Genomic DNA, 20,302 nt, shown 5'->3' with positions numbered 1-20,302 from the left:
GCCGCGCGCAGCCAGAGCGGAATCCAGACGCGCCTTGGCTTGCTCGACGCGCGCGAGCACGACACCCAGACGGTTGATTGCATTGCCGTCAGGCGACTCATTGCCTGTGGCTGGAACTGCTTGCAGCACCTCTGTGGATGGCGCTGCGACCTGTCCCCCATCGGCGAGGCCGGCAACCTCCGCAACCCCATGTTCGCGCAAGTATTTCTGCGCGCCCTTGATCGTATAGCCTTCGGCATAAAGAAGCCGGCGCAGCCCTTTGAGCAGGGCGACGTCCTGGGGCCGGTAAAGGCGGCGGCCACCCTTGTGCTTGACGGGTTTCAGCTGGGTGAACTTCGTTTCCCAGAAGCGCAGGACATGGGTCGGCAGATCAACTTCTGCCGCGGCTTCGGAAATGGTGCGGTAGGCGTCGGCGGATTTGGCCACGGCTTCAGGGGTTCCTACTTGGACAGTGCAGTATCAATGCGCTCCTTGAGCACTTGCGAGGGCTTGAACACCAGCACCCGGCGCGGATCAATCGGCACTTCCTCGCCTGTCTTCGGATTGCGGCCTACCCGGCCATTCTTGTCGCGCAGCTGGAACGAACCGAAAGAGGAGAGCTTGACCGTCTCCCCCTTGATCAGCGTGTCGGAAATCATGTCGAGCACGGCCTCCACCAGTTGCGCGGACTCCTGCCTCGATACCCCGATATCACGGTGGATCGCGTCAGCCAGATCCGCGCGGGTAAGTGTCTTGCCCGTCATTGCAAACTCCCCGGTTCAAAATTGGAAACAAACGTTATGCCCGAGCGGGCATGATGGTCAATGTTAACCATAGATTCACTGTCAATAGCGCGCTAACGCGGCACCCCAGGTAAACCCGCCGCCCAGCGCTTCCATCAGCACCAGGTCGCCGCGCTTGATCCGCCCGTCCTTGACCGCTGTATCGAACGCAAGCGGGATTGAGGCAGCCGACGTATTGCCGTGACGCCCGACCGTGGAGATCACTTTCTCCACCGGAATGGACAGGCGCTTGGCGACGCCTTCCAGAATGCGCTGATTGGCCTGGTGCGGCACGAACCAGTCGATCTCGCTGATCGGAATGCCGGCCATTTCCGACAATTCCTCCATCGAGCCGGCAATCTTGCCGACGGCATGGCGGAAGACCTGATTGCCTTGCATGCGCAGATGACCAACGGTCTGGGTACGCGAGGGACCGCCATCAACGTAAAGCAGGTCGCAGAACTGCCCGTCCGAGCGCAGATGCGTACGGATCAGACCTTCTTCCTCGCCGGTCGTGGCCGACAGCACCATGGCCCCTGCCCCGTCACCGAACAGCACGCAGGTGGTACGGTCCGTCCAGTCGAGAATGCGCGAGAAGGTTTCCGCACCAATGACGAGCGCGTTGGTCGCCTGACCGGCCTTGATGAAATTATCCGCCGTGGCAAGTGCATAGAGAAAACCCGAACACACCGCCTGAACGTCAAAGGCCGCGCCCTGACGGATGCCGAGCTTTTCCTGAACCATGGTCGCCGTTGCGGGGAAGGTCAGGTCGGGCGTGGCCGTTGCCAGCACGATCAGGTCGATCGCGGACGCATCCATGCCGGCATGGGCGAGAGCAGCGCGGGCAGCATGGGTCGCGAGGTCGGACGTGAACTCGCCATCTGCAGCAATATGGCGCTGGCTGATGCCGGTGCGTTCGCGGATCCATTCATCGCTCGTCTCGACGAGGCTGGACATTTCGGCATTGGCCATCACCCGCTCGGGCAGGTAGGTGCCAATTCCGGCGATGCGGGATCGGATTGCAGTCACGCAGTCTCCTCTTGCCCGTGCGCGGGCACCTCTGTGCCTGCCTCGCTGGCGAGTGCCGTTTCGAGCAGGGACAGGTTTCGTTCAATCTCGTTCAGGAAGGCGCTATCGGCCATTTCCAGCGCGATACGCAGCGCTGTGGCATAACCGGCGGCATTGGTGCCGCCATGGCTTTTCACCACGACCCCGTTGAGGCCGAGGAACACACCGCCATTGACGTTATTGGGGTCCATCCGGGCGCGAAGCTGTCCAAGCGCGCCGAGTTGCAACAGGGCAGCGGCAAGTTTCGATATCAGTGAGCTGGTCAGGGCCTCCCGAACCCAGCCTGCAACGAGGCGGGCCGTGCCCTCTGCCGTCTTGAGCGCGACATTGCCCGTGAAGCCATCTGTCACGACGACATCGGTCGTGCCGGTGGAGATGTCATTGCCCTCGACATAGCCGCGATAGTCCATGTCGAGATGTGCGGCGCGCAGGAGCGCGTCTGCATCCCGGACCACGTCATTGCCCTTAAGCTCTTCCTGACCCACGTTCAGGAGGCCGACCGTCGGGCGATCCTTGCCATGCACCGCCCGATGAAAGGCCTCACCCATGATCGCAAACTCGACGAGCTGGGCAGGCGTGCATTCGACATTCGCGCCGACATCGAGAACCGTCGAAAAGCCCTTCGGAACCGGCCAGCTCGCCGCAATGGCCGGGCGATGCACCCCGGCCTTCATGCGAAGGCAGACCTTGGAGATTGCCATCAGCGCGCCGGTATTGCCCGCAGACACCGCAACCTGTGCCTCGCCATCACGAACGGCCTGAACGGCATTCCACATGGATGAACCGCGGGAACGGCGCACAGCCTCTGAGGGCTTGGCCGACATGTCGACCTGGCTCTCGGTGTGGCGGATCTCGCTGACCGCCGCGAGTTCGGGATGCGCGTCTATCAGCGGCTTGAGCTGGGCCTCATCGCCATGGAACAGCAGACGCACCTTGCGCCGGCGGCCTTTGAGAAAGACCGCTGCGCCGTCAACAACGATGCCGGGCGCGTGGTCGCCGCCCATGGCATCCAGGGAAAGAACCAGTTGTGAATTCATAAAGGGATCCGGAAAACGCAAATCCTGTCCCGCTCCGATTCCCCGTCAGGGGCCCAGCCGGAACGCAGGTGCGCAACTTACCGATTGACCGCGCCGATGCAACAAGGGCGCACGGCTGGAAGCTGGAGGCTCAGGCGGCGGAAAGTGCCTGAAGCCGGCCTTCCAGCAGCTCTTCAGCAGGCATTGAGGCAATCTCGCGATCGGCGGCGATTGCATAGGCAGACAGGCGCCGGGCCGCATTCTCCTGATCCGGTGCGCTGTCAAAGAGATTGCGCCACAATATCGTCGACAACTGCTGCGCATCACCGGCCTTCAACGCTGCATCATAGGCTGCGGCGCGGCCATAGAAGGCTTCCGCCATCTGCTTGATTTTCTTGCCGACGCTCATGTCGCCAATGCCCATCTCGCGCAAGGCTGCATCCATGTCGTCGAACAACCGGCCGAAGAGCGCTTGCGCCAGCGCCTGCCCTTGCGGCCCTTCTTCGCGGAGGCGCCGCATGACGAGCGCTGCGTGCAAAACAATCATGTCAAAGCGGCCATCGACGGTGTCCGGCGCACCGGCTTCACCATAAAGCGAGGGCTTGCGCGCCTCGACCAGTATCGCGTCATAGAGCGCCCGGGCGCGGGCTTTCACCGGATCGGTGCGGAACAGATTCAGCGAAAATGGCATTTGGCACTCCCTGAAGGCGGGACTAGACGCTAGGCTGCGCGACAGGTAGGTCAAAAGCGTCCGCCGCGCCAGTGGCGCGAGGACGCACCTGCAGGTGAGGCTATGGAGGCCATGAAGCCTATGAACCGTCATTCGAAGCGCATGCTCACGGTTGCCGCCATTACGCTGGGCGCCATGGCCGTCACAGCCTGCAATCCGACCCTGCGCACGCACGGCTATCGCTACACCGATGGCGAAGTGCCGGAGATTGTGGTGGGCGAGGACACCGAAGCCACCCTTCTGGCAACGCTCGGCAGCCCGTCGGTTCGCGGCACGTTCGAGGACAACACCTGGTATTACATTACCGACACGCGCGAATACCTCGCCTATCTGCGCCCGACGACGCTGGCACGCCGCGTCATCGCGGTACGCTTTGACGAGGAAGGCGTGGTTCAGGAGGTGAACGAGTACGACGCGTCGGACTCCCGCCAGGTCAACTACGTCTCGCGCACTACCCCGACGCGGGGCCGCGAACTGACCCTGCTTGAACAGGTCCTGGGTAATGTGGGCCGCCTGCCGACCGACCAGATTTCCGGTCAGGAAAACCTGCCCGGCGGCGCCGGTGGTCCGCGCCGCAACGACTAGGCTTTTCGAAAAAAGTCTGATCCAAGAAAAAGCCCCGGCATCGCTGCCGGGGCTTTTCCTTGTGTGCTGTGTTCAGGATCAGGCTGCGCCAGCCAGAACGGCCAGCAGAAGCAGAGCCACGATGTTCGTGATCTTGATCATCGGGTTCACGGCCGGGCCGGCGGTGTCCTTGTAGGGATCGCCCACCGTATCGCCTGTCACGGCAGCTTTATGGGCCTCAGAACCCTTGCCGCCATGATTGCCGTCTTCGATATACTTCTTGGCATTGTCCCAGGCACCGCCGCCCGAGGTCATCGAGATGGCCACGAAGAGGCCCGTCACGATCACGCCCAGCAGCATCGCACCCACTGCGGCCAGCGCATCGGCCTTGCCAGCCTCGTTGAAGCCAAACTCGGCGCCGCCGACGAACCAGATCACGAAGAACAGGACAATCGGAGACAGGACCGGCAGAAGCGAAGGCACGATCATTTCGCGGATCGCGGCGCGGGTGAGCATGTCCACCGCGCGGCCGTAATCAGGCTTCACCTCGAAGGTCATGATGCCCGGGTTCTCGCGGAACTGACGGCGCACCTCGGCCACGACGGCCTCGGCTGCACGGCCAACCGCCATCATCGACATGCCGCCGAAGAGGAAGGGCAAAAGACCGCCGAAGAACAGGCCGACCACAACGTAGGGGTTGGACAGGGCGAAATCGACAGCCACACCGGCAAAGAACGGATACTCGGTCGGGTTGGCAGCGAAATAGCTCAGATCCTCGGTGAAGGCCGCAAACAGCACCAGCGCGCCGAGGCCTGCCGAACCGATGGCATAGCCCTTGGTGACGGCTTTGGTGGTGTTGCCAACCGCGTCGAGCGTATCGGTCGTGTCACGCACCGAGCTGTCGAGGTCCGCCATTTCGGCGATGCCGCCTGCGTTGTCGGTCACCGGACCGAATGCATCGAGCGCCACCACCATGCCGGCGAGAGCCAGCATCGTCGTCACGGCAATGGCGATGCCGAAAAGGCCCGCCATGTTGTAGGTCGCCAGGATGCCGACAATGATCGTCAGCGCCGGCAGTGCCGTGGACTCCAGCGAGACCGCGAGTCCCTGGATCACGTTTGTGCCGTGACCGGATTCAGACGCCTTGGCCACCGACTTGACCGGGCGGAAGTCCACGCCGGTATAGTATTCGGTGATCCAGACGATCGCGCCAGTGACCAGAAGACCGGCCACGCCGCACAGGAACAGGTCCAAGCCAGTAAAGCTGGTACCGCTGGAGGCGGTGATTTCGGTGTCAAAGCCGATCAGCGACCAGGTCACGACGCCTACACCCACCAGCGCCAGCACGGCCGAGGCCACGAAGCCCTTGTAGAGCGCGCCCATGACGTTGCGCGAGCCTTTGGAAAGGCGCACGAAATAGGTCGAGATGATTGAGGCGATGATGCAGACGCCGCCAATGGCGAGCGGATAGAGCATCATCGTGTCGACGCCGACATCACCGGTCAGGCCGCGGAAGAAGATCGAGGCGAGAACCATGGTGGCGACAACCGTCACGGCATAGGTCTCGAACAGGTCGGCCGCCATACCCGCACAGTCGCCGACATTGTCACCGACATTGTCCGCGATGGTCGCGGCGTTGCGGGGGTCATCCTCGGGAATACCGGCTTCCACCTTGCCGACCATGTCACCGCCGACATCGGCGCCTTTGGTGAAGATGCCGCCGCCAAGACGGGCAAAGATCGAGATGAGTGAAGCGCCAAAGCCGAGCGCCACCAGCGAGTCGATCACCGTGCGGCTGACTGGATCAAAGCCCATCACGCCCGTGAGGAGGAAGTAATAGACCACCACCGAGAGAAGGGCGAGACCGGCAACGAGCATGCCCGTGACCGCACCCGACTTGAAGGCCATGGACAGGCCCGCAGCCAGGCCGGTGCGCGAAGCCTCGGTTGTGCGCACGTTGGCGCGCACCGAGACCAGCATCCCGATGAAGCCGGCAACACCCGACAGCACCGCGCCGACGAGGAAGCCGACAGCCACCTGCCAGCCCAGCAGGAAGAAGACCGCCACGAAAACGACAGCGCCCACAATGGCAATCGTGGTGTACTGGCGCTTCAGATAGGCGTTGGCGCCTTCCTGGATCGCCTTGGCGATTTCCTGCATGCGTTCATTGCCCGCACTCGCGGACAGGATGGAGCGGACGGTTACCGCGCCATAGATCAGGGCCAGCACGCCGGCCGCAATGACCAGCCATAGCCACAGCTCAATGCTCATAATTGGTTTCCCCGTTTAGCGTTCTTGTTTTGGGGGGAATGGCCGCATGTCCGGCAAATGCGGCGAATCGCACTGCCTGCAGCCCCTCCCGTTGACGCGCGGACTATGCCCAATGGGCACACACGGTGCAATCAGAGTTGAAGGCGTGCTGCGCCTAGCGGTGAGAGCGCTGAACCTGGACGGCTGCTGCCAGCGGCTCAAGACTGGTCACATGCCCTTCGCCGAGGCGCGCATCAATCGCCCTGTCCCAATGCTCGTACGTGTCGCCGGTATCGAAATCGTCACCGGATACAAGCTGGAAGGGATGGGCATGCGCGAGGCCGACGAGATCGTGCATGATGAAGTGAAGTTGCTCACGTATAAGGGGAATATCCGCCTCATCATTCAGATGCAGCCGGGTATTGAGATAGGCATAGCCTGCCAGGCGGCCCTCGCTGACCAGAGGAACGGTAATGGCGGGCAGGTCCAGGTGCGGGGTTTCCGGAGGGGCCAGCCGCTCTCCGGCCGCCTGCGCGAGATCGCGCAGATCATTCGGCACTACGATGGCAGGCCCTTCCTCCTCCGCAGCTGGCGGCGGAGCGCCATAGGCCACAGGGGCAGCAACCATCAGCAATGCAAGGACAAGAGCGCGCTGTATCATGGAGCCATTTTCACACGGCACCGGTCAAAAATGCGTGAATCCTCCGGCGCCTGCCTCGACAGCCTGCCCGTCAGACAGGACAGCGGCTCCTGTCCCGTCGTGAAAATGTCCCACGACACGCCCATCCACACCGCCTTTGCGAAGTTCGGCCAGGAAGGTATCGACCCGCGCTTCGGGCACGGCACACGCGAGCTCGTAATCATCGCCGAAGCTCGCGAGCTGCAACCGCGCCGCGCGGGTGTCATCCTGCTCGTCGAGCCATCGTCTTGCAGCGTCGGAAAGCGGCAATTCGTCCAGCTCGATCGTGACACCAAGCCCACTCGCATCGGCGATGTGGCGCGCGTCAGCAATCAGTCCGTCACTGACATCGATTGCAGCATGGGCATGGGCCTGAAGGGCTTCGGCCAGCGGGAGGCGCGGCGTGGGCAGGTTCAACCGGCCCACCAGATACTCCGCGTCCTCCGATGAAGGCTGATACTGCTTCTGCGCCACTTTCAGGCCCAGGCAGGCATCACCAATCCTGCCTGTGACCACCAGCCGGTCAGAAATGCGCGCTCCGCTTCGTAGGACCGCGCGCCCGGCGGGGACTTCGCCAAAGGCTGTAATGGCGATGACCCAGGGACCATCACCCGATGTGGTATCCCCGCCAATCAGGGGCAGCGCATAGTCGTCCTGCGCCAACGCCAAGCCGTCAGCAAAACGCGTCCGAAAATCTTCCGGACTGCCTGAGGGCCAAACAATATTGGTCATGTAGGCGAGCGGGCGTGCCGCCATGGCCGCGAGGTCTGACAGGTTTGCCGCCAAAGCCTTGCGGGCGACCAGCGCAGGATCGGTGTCTTTCAGGAAATGGCGGCCCTCGACGAGCGTGTCAGCCGTTATGACCAGCTCTCGGCCCGCACGAACAGAGAGAAGCGCGGCATCATCCTTGAGGCCGAGCGCACCCTTGAAACCTGCAGCCAGCGGAGCGAGGCGATCCCGGATGAAATCAAACTCGCCCTTGCCGCTCATTCTGTCTCCGGTGTGGCCTCTGCGCCCGGACGCGCCGCCCGGGCAAACGCATCCAGCGATGCGTTGATGAAGGCCGGTTCCGGGCCTTCGAAAAAGGCGTGCGCGATATCGACATACTCGTTGATGACAACACGGGTCGGCACGTCGCTCCGGCGCAGGAGTTCATACCCCCCTGCCCGCAGGATGGCCCTGACCGTCGCATCCAGCCGAGAGAGTTTCCACCCTTCCTTCAGGGTCGAGGCGGTCATCTGGTCCACCTCGTCCTGCGCGCGCACCACACCGGAAAGCAGGTCTTCAAAGAAGTCCTCATCGGCTTCGATGTATTCGCCCGGCTCGCCATCATGGCCAAAACGATGGTCGCGGAACTGCTTCACCACGGCGCGAGCGCCCGTGCCGGACAGTTCCATCTGGTAGAGCGCCTGAACGGCGGACAGGCGGGCAGACCGGCGCAGGCGTGCACGCGTATCGGAGGGAGTCTCGGTCATCTAGCGAGATCCGAAGCGCTGGGCCGTCGCGATCATGGCAAGGGCCGCCTCGGCTGCATCCTTGCCCTTGTTCTTCTCACTGACATGAGCGCGGACACGCGCCTGACGGATGTTTTCAACCGTGAGAATGCCATAGCCGAGCGGGACGCCCTTGAGCGACAGCTCCATCAGACCGCGCGCGGACTCGCCGCACACATAGTCATAATGGCTGGTTTCGCCGCGGATGACGCAGCCGAGAGCGACATAGCCATCATAGCGTTGCTTGCCGGCCTCGGCCATGGCGATAACGCCGGGGATCTCAAAGGCGCCGGGCACTTCAATGATCTCGAAGGCCGCGCCGGCTTCGGTCAGGGCTGCTGTCGCGCCTTCGACCAGTTGCTCGGTAATATCCTCGTAGAACGGGGCGGCAATGATGAGAAGTCTGGGTTGTGCGGCCATCACGGCCTCCTTCCGGAAAAGGTCAGTTCATCCAAGTTCGCGCTGACTGGTAATTTCCAGGCCGTAGCCGTCCAGCGCGACAATCGTTTGCGGGGTGGTGGTGAGCAATTCCATGCGGCGAATGCCCAGATCAATCAGGATCTGCGCACCAAGGCCATATTCACGCAGGCGGCGCGCCTCGCGGGTGTCGGGGTGATCTGAGGGGCTCGCGCCAAAACGTTCGGTAATGGCCGACGCATTCGTCTCGCGGATAAAGACCATCACCGCAGCTCCGTCATGGGCCGCAAGGCTGGCAATCGCCTGCTCGACCAGACCTGCCCGGCCTCCGAGCGCGCCCAGCACGTCATCGGCAAAGCTGACCTTGTGCATGCGAACCAGCGGCGCCTCTGCAGCGCGAATATCGCCTTTCACGAGCGCGACATGTTCCACCGCATCAACAAGCGAACGATAGACGATCAGCTTGAACGGACCGCCATGGCGCGTGTCCACGCTGGTTTCCAGCCGCCGCTCGATAAAGCGGTCATGCTGGCGGCGATAGGCGATCAGATCGGCAATCGTGCCGATCTTCAGTCCATGGGCTTCAGCGAATTGAACCAGCTGCGGCAAGCGCGCCATCGTGCCGTCCTCGTTCATGATCTCGCAGATCACGCCGGACGGATTGGCACCGGCAAGACGGGCTACGTCGACAGCGGCCTCGGTATGGCCGGCGCGTACCAGAACCCCGCCATCCCGGGCCAGAAGCGGGAAGATGTGGCCAGGGCTCACAATGTCTTCCGGACCCTTGGTGGGGTCTATGGCGACAGCGACCGTGCGTGCGCGATCATGCGCGGAGATACCGGTCGTTATCCCCTCACGCGCCTCGATCGAGACGGTAAAGGCGGTGGAATGGCGCGAGCGATTACGCGGTGCCATGGGCTGCAGGTGGAGCGCCTCTGTGCGTTCGCGCGACAGGGCGAGGCAGATCAGGCCACGTCCGTGCTTGGCCATGAAATTGATGACGTCCGGGGTCGCAAACTGGGCCGGGATGACCAGATCGCCTTCATTCTCGCGGTCTTCGGCATCGACGAGGATGAACATACGCCCGTTGCGCGCTTCCTCGATGATCTCCTCGGAGGAGGCTAGGTTGAACTGGCTCGATGTCATCGTTACGCGTCCTTCTGCCCGCCATTGCGGGAAAGGCGAGCGGCGTAGCGCGCCATGATGTCCACCTCAAGGTTTACCCGCATGCCTGCCTGCAGGCGCGACAGCGTCGTCACGCTGGCCGTGTGGGGAATGATCATCAGGTCAAAAGTATCGTCGCTGACCGCATTCACCGTGAGGGACACGCCGTCAACTGCGATAGAACCCTTCTCTGCGATGAAGGGGCTGAGAGCCTCCGGGGCGGAGACCTTCAGGGTCATCCAGCCATCACGGTCCTCCCGCGCAGCAATCACGCCCACCCCGTCCACGTGGCCCTGCACGATGTGTCCGCCCAGCTCGTCACCCACTTTCAGCGGGCGTTCCAGATTGATGCGTGTTCCCGGCTTCCAGTCGCCCAGCGTCGTACGCCGCAATGTCTCAGGCGATACCTCCACCTGATAGCGCGCACCGCCCTCGCCTCGCTCGATACCCGTGATCGTCAGGCATACGCCATCATGCGCGACCGACGCGCCAAGCGTGAGAGATTGTGCCGCCCAGGGCCCCTGCACCGTGAAGCGGCGCACAGCGCCATCTTCCAGAGAGACCAGCTCCCCGACCGCGGTGACAATTCCAGTGAACATGGCGGCTAGTTACCTTCGCGCTCATAGCTTTCGTGCAGGTCACGTCCGATGACACGCACCGATGTGCGGCGGAACTGGGGTGCGGCAGACAGATTGCCAAGACCGAGCGCTGCAAACACGTCCATACCATCGCCGCCAATGATCATGGGCGCCCGGAACCATTCGAGGCGGTGCACCAGCCCGGCTTTCAGCGCTGAGGCTGCAAGCTTTCCACCTGCCTCGATCAGGACGCGCGAATGGCCGGAGGACGCCAGATATTGCAAGGCTGCCTTAAGGTCAGTGTGACCACCCGGCCCGGTGGCGATGCGCACCAGCCGCGCGCCGCGCGCACTCAGGGCCTTTGCCCGTGCCTCATCGTCACTCGCGTGGAAGATGATGGCAGGCCCTTCCTCGAAAAGCTTTGCGCCGGGCAGAACCTTCAGTCTGGTATCGAGCACGGCGCGTTCCGGCTGCTGCGCAGCTTTCACGCCGCCGGGGCGGACGGTCAGGCGCGGATCATCGGCCAGAACCGTCCCGCTGCCCGTCACGATCACATCATGGCGCGCGCGCAGGGCGTGGACCGCGTCGCGGGCCTCAGGGCCGGTAATCCACTGGGACTGGCCCGTCGATGTTGCGATCTTGCCGTCGAGCGACGTCGCCAGCTTCAGCGTAACTTGCGCAAACCCAGCCATTAAGTCTCGTCCTCGCCCTCGCCGAGCTCGTCACCCAGCTTCTCGCCGCGGATAAATTCGGAAAAATCAGCCACCTCGCGAAAATCACGATAGACCGATGCGTAGCGCACATAGGCCACCGGATCGAGATTGCGCAGGCCCTCCATCACCAGTTCGCCAATGCGGCGCGATGGAATATCCGGTTCACCGCTGCTTTCCAGCCGGCGGATAATGCCGGAGATCATCTGCTCGATGCGCTCCCTGTCGATCGAGCTCTTGCGGGCCGCCAGCAGAACGGAACGCATCAGCTTGTCGCGCTCGAAGGGCACCCGCTTGCCATCAGACTTGATGACCTGGAGATCACGCAATTGCACCCGCTCGAACGTGGTGAAGCGCGCCCCGCAAGACGGACATTGCCGCCGCCTGCGGATGGCCTGCCCGTCCTCGGACGGGCGGGAATCCTTCACCTGCGTATCAGGATGGGAGCAGAACGGGCAGCGCAAGCCTCTGCCTCCTAGCCCAGTTCAGGGTAGATGGGGAAGCGCTTGCACATGGCGATGACTTCCTCGCGGATGCGTCCCTCGACCTCGGCATTGCCCTCGCGGTTCTCCGCCAGTGCATCGAGCACGTCAGCCATCATCTCGCCGATGCGCCGGAACTCGGCAACACCAAACCCGCGCGTTGTGCCCGCAGGCGCACCGATGCGCAGGCCGGAGGTAACAGTCGGTTTTTCAGGATCAAACGGCACGCCGTTCTTGTTGCAGGTCATATGGGCGCGTTCCAGCGCCGCCTCGGAAATGTCGCCTGTCAGGCCTTTGGGGCGAAGATCGATAAGGGCGAGATGGCTGTCCGTTCCGCCAGACACAAGCGCATAACCGGCATCGGACAGAGCGCCAGCCATGGCCCGGCAATTCTCCACCACATTGGCGGCATATTGCTTGAACTCAGGGCGCAGCGCCTCACCGAAGGCAACAGCCTTGCCGGCGATGACATGCATCAGCGGGCCGCCCTGAAGACCAGGGAACACGGCCGAATTGATCTTCTTGCCGATTTCCGGATCACGCGAGAGCACCATGCCGCCGCGAGGACCACGCAGGGTCTTGTGCGTCGTGGTGGTCACCACATCGGCATGGGGCACGGGATTGGGATACACACCCGCCGCAGCGAGGCCCGCAAAGTGGGCCATATCGACCAGAAGGAGCGCGCCGGCTTCGTCCGCGATGGAGCGGAAGGCCTTGAAGTCCAGCTCGCGCGGATAGGCAGAGCCACCGGCGATAAGCAGTTGCGGACGCAGCTCCAGCGCCTGTTCGCGCAGCTTGTCATAATCGATCAGCGCGTCTTTCTCGCGCACGCCGTAATGATGCGCCTCGAACCATTTGCCGGACATGTTCGGACGCGCGCCATGAGTCAGGTGACCACCGGCCGAAAGGTCCAGACCGAGAATCCGGTCACCGGGCTTGAGAAGCGCGAGGAACACGGCCTGATTGGCCTGGCTGCCCGAATTGGGCTGGACATTGGCATAGGCAGCGCCAAAAAGTTTCTTGGCCCGCTCGATAGCGAGCTCTTCTGCAATGTCGACAAACTCGCAGCCGCCATAATACCGCTTGCCGGGATAACCTTCGGCATACTTGTTTGTCAGCGGCGAACCCTGCGCTTCGAGCACGGCGCGGCTGACGATGTTTTCAGATGCAATCAGCTCGATCTGGTCCTGCTGGCGCCCGATCTCGCGCGCGATGGCGCTGGCGATTTCCGGGTCGCGGCTGGCAAGCGTTTCGGTGAAAAAGCCGCTCCGGGCGGTTTCCTGTACTGAATCCGGCATGGGCGACTCCTGTGATTGCGCGGCGGGGTTTGCCTTGAAATACGCGCATGCACGCCGCTTCACAACCATGCACATCCGCCAAAGCGCAAAAGCCGCACGGGCTTTGGCCATCACGGGATTTTCCGGCAACACCGGGCACCGTTCACCGCAACTGCGCTTTACTGCAAAAGCCCAGTTGTATGCGCAGCGCCTTTACTTGTTTACTCAACAAAATCGGCTTACGTAATAAACCAATCACTTTACCGCATGAAAGCGAAATCAGGTGGCGAACATGACTGAAGACAACACTCCCCAGATCGATCAGGAAGAAGTTCTGCGTATGACCACGGATATCGTGGCCTCTTACGTGGCGAACAATACGATTTCCGCCGACGGTGTGCCGGAAATCATCCGCCAGGTGCATGGTGCCCTTCGTGAGCTCAGTGGCGGCGAAGCCAAGCCGGAAGCCAAGGCGAAGCCCGCCGTTCCGGTCTCCAAATCCGTCACCGACGATTACATCATCTGTCTGGAAGACGGCAAAAAGCTGAAAATGCTCAAGCGCTATCTGCGCTCGCAATATGACATGTCGCCGGATGACTACCGCCGCAAATGGGGCCTGCCGTCCGACTATCCGATGGTTGCGCCGGCCTATTCGCGCCGCCGCTCCGATTTTGCCAAGGAAATCGGCCTTGGCCGTGGTGGCCGCAAGTCCAAATCGCGCAAATAGCCGCGAAGACCGACCGCTAGACAATAACGCCCCGGCCTTTCGGCCGGGGCTTTTTGTCTGTGCCGTCAAGCTCCAGCCCGAGGCGGCGCGCCAGCTTGCGAAGCGCCAGCCGTTCCAGGTCATGTCGCGCGGCGCGGGCCGGCCCGACAATCACGACCTCTATGCCGGTTGCCGCATCAATCGCGGCTAAGCGCACCGAATCGGACAGGCCCTGGTATTCGAAGATAATCTCGCGGCCGGGCAATCCACCGCTTTGCGCCATCAGGCAACCTGTGCGTTGGCGTACTTCGCATAGACCGCTTCGAGGGCCGTGATCAGATGATCAAACATGGCATCGGTATGCAGCGGTGAAGGCGTGAAACGCATCCTCTCGGTGCCTTTGGGCACGGTGGGATAGTTGATGGGCTGAACATAGATATCGTGTTCGTCCAGCAGCGCGTCTGTGATGCGCTTGCATAGCACCGGATCGCCCACATGCACCGGCACGATATGGGTCTCTGATTCCATGACGGGCAGGCCAGCAGCCTTCATCCGGGCTTTCAGGGTTGCTGCGCGCTCCTGATGAGCATCGCGAAGATGGGCCGCTGATTTGAGATATTCCACGCTCGCCCGCGCGCCCGCCGCCAGAACCGGCGCCAGCGAGGTGGTGAAGATGAAGCCCGGAGCAGCAGACCGGATCGCATCGCAGATCACGCTATCGGCAGCGATATATCCGCCCATAACGCCATAGGCCTTGCCCAGCGTGCCTTCGATGATGTCGAAGCGGTGCATCAGGCCGTCACGCTCGGCCACACCCGCCCCGCGCATGCCGTAAAGGCCGACGGCATGGACCTCATCGAGATAGGTCAGTGCGTTATACTTGTCGGCGAGATCACAGACCGCTTTGAGCGGACCAATATCGCCGTCCATCGAATAGACAGATTCAAGCGCAATCAGTTTCGGCGCATCGAGTGGCGCGGCTTTGAGCAACTCTTCGAGGTGCGCGACATCATTGTGGCGCCAGACATGTTTCTCGCAACCGGCCTGCTTCACACCTTCGATCATCGAGGCATGGTTCAGCGCATCGGAATAGATAATGAGGCCGGGCAGGATCTTGCCGAGCGTCGCCAGAGTCGCCTGGTTGGCAATATAGCCGGAAGTGAAGAGCAGCGCCGCCTCCTTCTGGTGAAGGTCGGCCAGCGAGCGCTCAAGCTCCACATGGTAATGGGTCGTGCCGGAGATGTTGCGGGTACCGCCCGAGCCGGCACCAACATCGTCGATCGCCTGCTTCATCGCGCCCGTAACACAGGCGCTCTGCCCCATGCCGAGATAGTCATTGGAGCACCAGACGACGACTTCGCGCATGCTGCCATCATCAGCCCGGTAGCGGGCCTTCGGGAACTCCCCTTTCTTGCGCAGCAGGTCGGCAAACACGCGGTAGCGGCCTTCCGCCCGGACCCGCGCGACCGACGCCTTGAAAGCTGCTGCGTAATCCATTGTCTCGTCTCCTGGCCGCGTATACTGCGGGCTGCCGGATCGGGCTATTGATACCCGGTATATGGACCTGTTCGTTTCATAAGGTAAGGCGGACCGATTGTCGCGCCTTCTATTTGAAACTGCTTCGCAAATTCATGACGTCTTGTTTGCGGCAATCATCTCGATGATCCCGGAGAAGTCTTTCTCATTCCCTCCGGATTCGGTGAATAATGTGTAGAGCTTCTCGGCATGGGCGCCGAGCGGAATGGCCGCGTCTGCGGACTGCGCCGTCTCCAGCGCAAGACGCAGGTCCTTGAGCATCATCGGCGCGGCAAAGCCCGGCTTGTAGCCCCGGTTTGACGGCGCGGACGGTACCGGGCCCGGTACCGGGCAATAGCTGGTCATCGACCAGTTCTGCCCCGACGCCTTGGAGGAAATGTCAAAGAAGTTCTGCGCATCAAGGCCCAGCTTCTGCGCCAGCGCAAAGGCCTCACACGTCCCGATCATGTGGATGGCGAGCAGCATGTTGTTGCAGATCTTGGCGGCCTGACCAGCGCCGCAATCACCTGCACGGATCACCGCCTTGCCCATTTTTTCGAGATAGGGACGGGCCGCCTCGAAGGCGTCTTCTGTCCCGCCAACCATGAAGGTGAGCGTGCCGGCCTCTGCCGCCGCGACACCGCCCGAGACCGGTGCGTCGACAAACCGGATGCCCGCTTTTGAAGCCGCTTCGCCGACAGCACGCGCGCTATCGACGTCGATGGTGGAGCAATCCATCAGGATCGTGCTCGGGCCGACATGGGCGAGAATGCCCTCCTCACCCTCATAGACGCCGCGCACGTGCTTGCCGGCCGGCAGCATGGTGACGATGGCGTCGGCGCCCTTCACCGCGTCCAGCACGCTGGCGGCAGCCTTGCCGCCCTGCCCGGAAAAGGCTGTCACGGCGTCCTGGTTCAGATCGAACCCGCGCACCTCGTGTCCAGCCTTGACCAGATTGACGGCCATGCCGGAGCCCATATTTCCAAGTCCGATGAAGGCGATGACGGCCATGATGTGTCCTCCGGCGATTATTGTCGGTGTCTAGTCGAGAAAGCTCTGTTCGCGATCCGCCTCGAGCGGCGCAAACATGGCCTGAACGTCTTCGGCTGGCATTTGCGGGCCCCAGGCGGGCGCATTGTCCTTGTCGATGATGACCGCACGCACGCCCTCGTAGAAATCCGAGCCATCGACCAGCAGACGCATGGAGACGCGCAGATCCTGCGCCATCACGCCGCGCAGATCGAGTTCAGCACCCTTGCGCAGGGCTGCAAGCGTGACCGCGCAGGAGGTTGGCGACTTGGCGTTCAGGATCGACAATTGCTTGGCCGACCAGGCATCGCCCGCCGTTTCCAGCCGCTCCCTGATAACCGCAAGTTCTTCTCCGGCGAAAGCAGCGTCGATGAGCCCGCCCAGATGCGCGAGATCGGACTCGCCCGGATCTCCGGCATGGGCCTCGAGAATGTCTTCCAGCGCCTCGCCATCATCATCGAGCGTGGCACTTTCCAGCGCGGCAATCAGCGCTTCCTGACGGTCGGAAGCCACGTAATGCGTGGCCACGCCGGCTGCCAGGCTGTCCGCCGCTTTCAGGCGGGCGCCCGTCAGGCCCATCCACGTCCCTGTTTCGCCTTTCAGGCGCGGCAGGAAATAGGCACCACCAACATCGGGATGGAAACCGATACCGGTTTCCGGCATGGCAAAGACCGTCTTGTCGCCAGCCACACGGTGGGAGCCATGCACAGAAATGCCGACCCCGCCCCCCATGGTGATCCCGTCGATCAGGGCGACATAGGGCTTGGGGTATTCTGCAATCAGCGTGTTGAGCTGGTACTCGTCACGCCAGAATTTCCACGCTTCCGCGCCGCCGGCCTTCCCGCTTTCGGCCAGCATGCGGATATCACCGCCCGCGCAGAAACCTTTCTCGCCAGCGCCGTCCACAACGATGGCCTTGACGCTGTTGTCCTCGCGCCAGTCCAGCAGCGCCTTGATCAGCCCGTCCACCATTTCCTGATTGAGTGCGTTAAGCGCCTCGGGCCGGTTCAGCGTGATGCGGCCGATTGAGCCGGTCTTGCGAGCCTGGATGAGTGAGGTCATTTCAGCAATTCCTTCGCGATGATGACGCGCATGATCTCGTTGGTGCCTTCAAGGATCTGGTGGACGCGCAGATCGCGCACGATCCGCTCGATCGGATAGTCTTTCAGATAGCCGTACCCGCCGTGCAGTTGCAGGGCGTCATTGGCGATCTTGAAGCCGAGATCGGTCGCAAACCGCTTGGCCATGGCGCAATAGGTCGCCGCGGACGGGTCTTCGCTGTCGACTGCGGCAGCGGCGCGGTACAGCATCAGCCGGGAAGCCTCGAGTTCAGTAGCCATGTCGGCAAGCTTGAACTCATTGGCCTGGAAGGCCGCAACCGGTTTGCCAAACTGCTTTCGATCCTTGGCGTAAGCTACTGCAAGATCGAAGGCTTCGGCAGCACCGCCCAACGAACATGCACCGATATTGATGCGCCCGCCATTGAGGCCTTTCATGGCCAGCGTGAAGCCCATGCCCTCATCGGCGAGCCGGTTTTCCACCGGCACGCGGCAGTCTTCAAACGTTACCACGGCTGTCGGCTGGGAGTTCCAGCCCATCTTCTTCTCGTTGGCTCCAAACGACAGTCCGGGTGTGCCCTTCTCCACGACGATGGTGGAAATGCCCTTTGGCCCATCGCCGCCCGTGCGGCACATAACGACATAGAGATCGGAAACACCGCCGCCGGAAATGAAGGCTTTCGAGCCATTGAGCACGTAGTGATCACCGTCGCGCACGGCCTTTGTGCGAAGGCTCGCAGCGTCCGAACCCGATCCCGGCTCGGTCAGGCAGTAAGAGCCGATCATGTCCATGGCGGTGAGGCGCGGAAGCCAGCGCTGGCGCTGTTCCTCGGTGCCCCAGCTGTCGATCATCCAGCTGACCATGTTGTGGATCGAGATGAAGGCCGCCGTGGACACGCATCCGCGCGAAAGCTGTTCAAAGATCAGCGCCGCATCGACGCGGCTCATGCCGGAGCCGCCTACATCCTCGCGGGTATATATCCCGGCGAAGCCCATCTCTGCAGCTTCCTTCAGGACATCGACCGGGAAATGCTTTTCCTCGTCCCACCGCGCCGCATGGGGCTTCAGCCGGTCATCAGAAAACTTGCGGGCCGCATCCTGAATCAGCGCCTGCTCTTCCGTCAGCTCGAAATTCACGGCAAACCTCCAGACACACTTCACAAACTGTCTGGCACGCGAGATAGACGATATGGCCCTGTTTCCCAATACCCGCCTTCGGCGCACGCGCAGCCAGCCTTGGGTGAGAAACCTCGTGCGCGAGACCGCGCTCACCCCCCACGACCTGATCTGGACGCTTGTGGTATCTGACAGCGCGGACCCGATCGAGCCGGTAGAGGCCATGCCCGGCACGGTGCGCATGAACGTCGCCGAAGCCGCCAGGGCCGCCCGCCGCGCGCGCGACCTCTCCATCCCCGCCATTGCGGTCTTTCCGCATATCGATCCCGCCCTGAAAGACAGCCGGGGGACAGAAGCTTTGAACCCGGACGGGCTCGTCATGCGCGCGGTCAAGGCGATGAAGGATGCCGCGCCGGAAGTCGGCATCATCTGCGATGTTGCCCTCGATCCCTTCACCGATCACGGCCATGACGGCGTGCTGGAAGACGGGGTGATCCTCAATGACGCAACCGTCGACCTGCTGATCCAGCAGGGCCTCGCCCAGGCCGAAGCGGGCTGCGACGTGCTCGCCCCTTCGGACATGATGGACGGGCGCATTGGCGCCATCCGCACCGCGCTGGAGGAAGCCGGTCACACCGATACGCTGATCCTGTCCTATGCTGCCAAATACGCCTCCGGCTTTTACGGCCCCTACCGGTCTGCCATCGGTTCAGCAACGCTTAAAGGCGACAAGAAGACCTATCAGATGGACCCGGCCAATTCCGGCGAGGCACTTCGCGAAGTCGCCATGGATATCGAGGAAGGCGCCGACATGGTCATGGTCAAGCCGGGCCTGCCCTATCTCGACATCGTCACCCGCGTGAAAGAGGCCTTCGGTGTGCCGACCTACGCCTTCCAGGTCTCCGGCGAATACGCGATGATCATGGCCGCTGCCCAGAATGGCTGGATTGATGGCGAGCGGGTGATGATGGAAACCCTCACCTGTTTCAAGCGCGCGGGCGCAGACGGCATCCTGACCTATTTCGCGCCCGTTGCGGCAGAGATACTGGGCGAATAGCCCACTGGCATGGGCTGTCGCTAGTCAATCTTCCCGATGGGCGGCAGGGACCAGCCATAGAGGATGGCCGCGCCGCGTATAACAAAGGCCAGCAGGGCCGCACCCAGCGCTGCAACACTGGTCAGGACGCCGAGCTGCACCGCGACGATATAGGCGGACGCGCCCGCAAGCGCCGCGAGCGCATAGATTTCTGCCCGCAGGATGAGCGGCACCTCGTTGACGATGATATCGCGAAGGAGGCCGCCAAAGGCAGCGCTCATCACCCCTGTCAGGGCCGCGATGGACCAGTGCGCACCGGCTGCGAGCCCCGCTTGGGCCCCGATCACGCAAAAGACGCTAAGGCCCGCCGCATCGGCCCATACCAGAGCTTTTAGCCGGATACCCTTGCCGCTGGTGACAAGCGCAGAGGCATAATAGCCCGCAACACCCCCGCCGAGCGCCAGCGCGAGATATTCCGGCGCGTTGACCCAATAGACCGGCAGGCTGCCGAGGATCATGTCGCGCAGCGTGCCGCCGCCCATGCCGGTGACCGCGCCAAGGATTGCGGCGCCGAAAGGGTCGAGCCGGTTTCTGGCGGCTATAATGCCGCCCGAGAGCGCAAATAGAAACACGCCCGCATGGTCCAGAATGGA

At 62.5% G+C, this 20,302-nt stretch carries 25 protein-coding genes; 4 read left to right on the top strand and 21 right to left on the bottom strand.

The window, feature by feature from the left end; genetic code table 11:
- The 5 genes from ACTS2Z_RS09270 to ACTS2Z_RS09250 all read right to left on the bottom strand — a co-directional run.
- The coding region (locus ACTS2Z_RS09270; RefSeq protein ID WP_442572931.1) for a MerR family transcriptional regulator at window positions 1-426 on the bottom strand (426 nt) is incomplete at its 3' end.
- Between the two features lie 14 nt (window positions 427-440).
- The gene (locus ACTS2Z_RS09265; RefSeq protein WP_442572930.1) at window positions 441-743 is read right to left on the bottom strand and encodes an integration host factor subunit alpha; all 303 of its coding nucleotides are present in this window, start codon (window positions 741-743) and stop codon (window positions 441-443) included.
- Between the two features lie 81 nt (window positions 744-824).
- Window positions 825-1,790: a beta-ketoacyl-ACP synthase III gene (locus ACTS2Z_RS09260; RefSeq protein ID WP_442572929.1), complete on the bottom strand. Its 966-nt coding sequence runs from the start codon at window positions 1,788-1,790 to the stop codon at window positions 825-827.
- Entirely contained in the window at window positions 1,787-2,866 is a 1,080-nt protein-coding gene (gene plsX / locus ACTS2Z_RS09255; RefSeq protein WP_442572928.1) for a phosphate acyltransferase PlsX, read from the bottom strand. Before plsX ends, ACTS2Z_RS09260 begins: the two co-directional genes overlap by 4 nt.
- A 130-nt stretch (window positions 2,867-2,996) precedes the next feature.
- Window positions 2,997-3,536, bottom strand: a complete 540-nt coding sequence (locus ACTS2Z_RS09250) for a ubiquinol-cytochrome C chaperone family protein (RefSeq protein WP_442572927.1) — start codon at window positions 3,534-3,536, stop codon at window positions 2,997-2,999.
- A gap of 120 nt (window positions 3,537-3,656) precedes the next feature.
- Here ACTS2Z_RS09250 and ACTS2Z_RS09245 point away from each other — a divergent pair, with 120 nt between their 5' ends.
- Window positions 3,657-4,160 carry an outer membrane protein assembly factor BamE gene (locus tag ACTS2Z_RS09245; protein WP_442572926.1) on the top strand — a complete coding sequence of 168 codons (504 nt, stop codon included), beginning with the start codon at window positions 3,657-3,659 and terminating at the stop codon, window positions 4,158-4,160.
- 78 nt (window positions 4,161-4,238) lie between these two features.
- Here ACTS2Z_RS09245 and ACTS2Z_RS09240 read toward each other — a convergent pair whose 3' ends face one another.
- The 10 genes from ACTS2Z_RS09240 to glyA all read right to left on the bottom strand — a co-directional run bounded on the left by ACTS2Z_RS09240 (window position 4,239) and on the right by glyA (window position 13,210).
- The gene (locus tag ACTS2Z_RS09240; RefSeq protein WP_442572925.1) at window positions 4,239-6,410 is read right to left on the bottom strand and encodes a sodium-translocating pyrophosphatase; all 2,172 of its coding nucleotides are present in this window, start codon (window positions 6,408-6,410) and stop codon (window positions 4,239-4,241) included.
- Between the two features lie 154 nt (window positions 6,411-6,564).
- Window positions 6,565-7,050, bottom strand: coding sequence for a hypothetical protein (locus tag ACTS2Z_RS09235; RefSeq protein WP_442572924.1), 486 nt, complete (start codon window positions 7,048-7,050; stop codon window positions 6,565-6,567).
- A gap of 24 nt (window positions 7,051-7,074) precedes the next feature.
- Window positions 7,075-8,058, bottom strand: a complete 984-nt coding sequence (thiL, locus tag ACTS2Z_RS09230) for a thiamine-phosphate kinase (protein WP_442572923.1) — start codon at window positions 8,056-8,058, stop codon at window positions 7,075-7,077.
- The gene (gene nusB, locus ACTS2Z_RS09225) at window positions 8,055-8,543 is read right to left on the bottom strand and encodes a transcription antitermination factor NusB (protein ID WP_442572922.1); all 489 of its coding nucleotides are present in this window, start codon (window positions 8,541-8,543) and stop codon (window positions 8,055-8,057) included. The genes thiL and nusB overlap by 4 nt, the downstream gene beginning before the upstream one ends.
- Window positions 8,544-8,981 carry a 6,7-dimethyl-8-ribityllumazine synthase gene (locus ACTS2Z_RS09220; RefSeq protein WP_442572921.1) on the bottom strand — a complete coding sequence of 146 codons (438 nt, stop codon included), beginning with the start codon at window positions 8,979-8,981 and terminating at the stop codon, window positions 8,544-8,546.
- 27 nt (window positions 8,982-9,008) lie between these two features.
- The gene (ribB, locus tag ACTS2Z_RS09215) at window positions 9,009-10,124 is read right to left on the bottom strand and encodes a 3,4-dihydroxy-2-butanone-4-phosphate synthase (protein WP_442572920.1); all 1,116 of its coding nucleotides are present in this window, start codon (window positions 10,122-10,124) and stop codon (window positions 9,009-9,011) included.
- A 2-nt stretch (window positions 10,125-10,126) separates the two neighbouring features.
- Window positions 10,127-10,741, bottom strand: coding sequence for a riboflavin synthase (locus ACTS2Z_RS09210; RefSeq protein ID WP_442572919.1), 615 nt, complete (start codon window positions 10,739-10,741; stop codon window positions 10,127-10,129).
- A gap of 5 nt (window positions 10,742-10,746) precedes the next feature.
- Window positions 10,747-11,412: a RibD family protein gene (locus tag ACTS2Z_RS09205; RefSeq protein ID WP_442572918.1), complete on the bottom strand. Its 666-nt coding sequence runs from the start codon at window positions 11,410-11,412 to the stop codon at window positions 10,747-10,749.
- Window positions 11,412-11,894: a transcriptional regulator NrdR gene (nrdR, locus tag ACTS2Z_RS09200; RefSeq protein ID WP_442572917.1), complete on the bottom strand. Its 483-nt coding sequence runs from the start codon at window positions 11,892-11,894 to the stop codon at window positions 11,412-11,414. The genes ACTS2Z_RS09205 and nrdR overlap by 1 nt, the downstream gene beginning before the upstream one ends.
- 11 nt (window positions 11,895-11,905) lie before the next feature.
- Window positions 11,906-13,210, bottom strand: a complete 1,305-nt coding sequence (gene glyA, locus ACTS2Z_RS09195) for a serine hydroxymethyltransferase (RefSeq protein ID WP_442572916.1) — start codon at window positions 13,208-13,210, stop codon at window positions 11,906-11,908.
- Here glyA and ACTS2Z_RS09190 point away from each other — a divergent pair.
- Complete coding sequence (locus ACTS2Z_RS09190) at window positions 13,209-13,436, top strand: hypothetical protein (protein ID WP_442572915.1); 228 nt, start codon at window positions 13,209-13,211, stop codon at window positions 13,434-13,436. The two genes, glyA and ACTS2Z_RS09190, sit on opposite strands and share 2 nt — an antisense overlap.
- Window positions 13,437-13,481: 45 nt before the next feature.
- Complete coding sequence (locus ACTS2Z_RS09185) at window positions 13,482-13,916, top strand: MucR family transcriptional regulator (protein ID WP_442572914.1); 435 nt, start codon at window positions 13,482-13,484, stop codon at window positions 13,914-13,916.
- A gap of 16 nt (window positions 13,917-13,932) precedes the next feature.
- Here ACTS2Z_RS09185 and ACTS2Z_RS09180 read toward each other — a convergent pair whose 3' ends face one another.
- The 5 genes from ACTS2Z_RS09180 to ACTS2Z_RS09160 form a co-directional block, all read right to left on the bottom strand.
- On the bottom strand, window positions 13,933-14,178 hold the full coding sequence (locus ACTS2Z_RS09180; RefSeq protein ID WP_442572913.1) for a DUF6898 family protein: 246 nt from the start codon (window positions 14,176-14,178) through the stop codon (window positions 13,933-13,935).
- On the bottom strand, window positions 14,178-15,392 hold the full coding sequence (hemA, locus tag ACTS2Z_RS09175; RefSeq protein ID WP_442572912.1) for a 5-aminolevulinate synthase: 1,215 nt from the start codon (window positions 15,390-15,392) through the stop codon (window positions 14,178-14,180). The genes ACTS2Z_RS09180 and hemA overlap by 1 nt, the downstream gene beginning before the upstream one ends.
- Before the next feature lie 132 nt (window positions 15,393-15,524).
- Window positions 15,525-16,421 carry a 3-hydroxyisobutyrate dehydrogenase gene (mmsB, locus tag ACTS2Z_RS09170; RefSeq protein ID WP_442572911.1) on the bottom strand — a complete coding sequence of 299 codons (897 nt, stop codon included), beginning with the start codon at window positions 16,419-16,421 and terminating at the stop codon, window positions 15,525-15,527.
- Between the two features lie 30 nt (window positions 16,422-16,451).
- Entirely contained in the window at window positions 16,452-17,501 is a 1,050-nt protein-coding gene (locus ACTS2Z_RS09165) for an enoyl-CoA hydratase/isomerase family protein (protein ID WP_442572910.1), read from the bottom strand.
- Window positions 17,498-18,634 carry an isobutyryl-CoA dehydrogenase gene (locus tag ACTS2Z_RS09160; protein WP_442572909.1) on the bottom strand — a complete coding sequence of 379 codons (1,137 nt, stop codon included), beginning with the start codon at window positions 18,632-18,634 and terminating at the stop codon, window positions 17,498-17,500. Before ACTS2Z_RS09160 ends, ACTS2Z_RS09165 begins: the two co-directional genes overlap by 4 nt.
- Before the next feature lie 52 nt (window positions 18,635-18,686).
- Here ACTS2Z_RS09160 and hemB point away from each other — a divergent pair, with 52 nt between their 5' ends.
- Window positions 18,687-19,670: a porphobilinogen synthase gene (gene hemB / locus ACTS2Z_RS09155; protein ID WP_442572908.1), complete on the top strand. Its 984-nt coding sequence runs from the start codon at window positions 18,687-18,689 to the stop codon at window positions 19,668-19,670.
- Between the two features lie 20 nt (window positions 19,671-19,690).
- Here the strand turns inward: hemB and ACTS2Z_RS09150 are convergent.
- Window positions 19,691-20,302: trimeric intracellular cation channel family protein (locus ACTS2Z_RS09150; protein ID WP_442572907.1), on the bottom strand; the 612-nt coding region annotated here is incomplete at its 5' end.

It is taken from the genome of Glycocaulis sp., from assembly GCF_052168375.1.
Classification (GTDB): domain Bacteria; phylum Pseudomonadota; class Alphaproteobacteria; order Caulobacterales; family Maricaulaceae; genus Glycocaulis.
This window is presented reverse-complemented; position numbering and strand designations above follow the sequence as displayed.

Bases quoted from the DNA above. Each gene is read 5' to 3' on its own strand.
- hemA (WP_442572912.1), bottom strand. From the start codon at position 15,392: ATGGATTACGCAGCAGCTTTCAAGGCGTCGGTCGCGCGGGTCCGGGCG.
- ACTS2Z_RS09240 (WP_442572925.1), bottom strand. From the start codon at position 6,410: ATGAGCATTGAGCTGTGGCTATGGCTGGTCATTGCGGCCGGCGTGCTG.
- ACTS2Z_RS09205 (WP_442572918.1), bottom strand. From the start codon at position 11,412: ATGGCTGGGTTTGCGCAAGTTACGCTGAAGCTGGCGACGTCGCTCGAC.
- thiL (WP_442572923.1), bottom strand. From the start codon at position 8,058: ATGAGCGGCAAGGGCGAGTTTGATTTCATCCGGGATCGCCTCGCTCCG.
- nusB (WP_442572922.1), bottom strand. From the start codon at position 8,543: ATGACCGAGACTCCCTCCGATACGCGTGCACGCCTGCGCCGGTCTGCC.
- hemB (WP_442572908.1), top strand. From the start codon at position 18,687: ATGGCCCTGTTTCCCAATACCCGCCTTCGGCGCACGCGCAGCCAGCCT.
- ACTS2Z_RS09180 (WP_442572913.1), bottom strand. From the start codon at position 14,178: ATGGCGCAAAGCGGTGGATTGCCCGGCCGCGAGATTATCTTCGAATAC.
- ACTS2Z_RS09210 (WP_442572919.1), bottom strand. From the start codon at position 10,741: ATGTTCACTGGAATTGTCACCGCGGTCGGGGAGCTGGTCTCTCTGGAA.
- plsX (WP_442572928.1), bottom strand. From the start codon at position 2,866: ATGAATTCACAACTGGTTCTTTCCCTGGATGCCATGGGCGGCGACCAC.
- ACTS2Z_RS09165 (WP_442572910.1), bottom strand. From the start codon at position 17,501: ATGACCTCACTCATCCAGGCTCGCAAGACCGGCTCAATCGGCCGCATC.
- ACTS2Z_RS09220 (WP_442572921.1), bottom strand. From the start codon at position 8,981: ATGGCCGCACAACCCAGACTTCTCATCATTGCCGCCCCGTTCTACGAG.
- ACTS2Z_RS09265 (WP_442572930.1), bottom strand. From the start codon at position 743: ATGACGGGCAAGACACTTACCCGCGCGGATCTGGCTGACGCGATCCAC.
- ribB (WP_442572920.1), bottom strand. From the start codon at position 10,124: ATGACATCGAGCCAGTTCAACCTAGCCTCCTCCGAGGAGATCATCGAG.
- ACTS2Z_RS09185 (WP_442572914.1), top strand. From the start codon at position 13,482: ATGACTGAAGACAACACTCCCCAGATCGATCAGGAAGAAGTTCTGCGT.
- ACTS2Z_RS09235 (WP_442572924.1), bottom strand. From the start codon at position 7,050: ATGATACAGCGCGCTCTTGTCCTTGCATTGCTGATGGTTGCTGCCCCT.
- glyA (WP_442572916.1), bottom strand. From the start codon at position 13,210: ATGCCGGATTCAGTACAGGAAACCGCCCGGAGCGGCTTTTTCACCGAA.
- ACTS2Z_RS09245 (WP_442572926.1), top strand. From the start codon at position 3,657: ATGAACCGTCATTCGAAGCGCATGCTCACGGTTGCCGCCATTACGCTG.
- ACTS2Z_RS09190 (WP_442572915.1), top strand. From the start codon at position 13,209: ATGGGCGACTCCTGTGATTGCGCGGCGGGGTTTGCCTTGAAATACGCG.
- ACTS2Z_RS09250 (WP_442572927.1), bottom strand. From the start codon at position 3,536: ATGCCATTTTCGCTGAATCTGTTCCGCACCGATCCGGTGAAAGCCCGC.
- mmsB (WP_442572911.1), bottom strand. From the start codon at position 16,421: ATGGCCGTCATCGCCTTCATCGGACTTGGAAATATGGGCTCCGGCATG.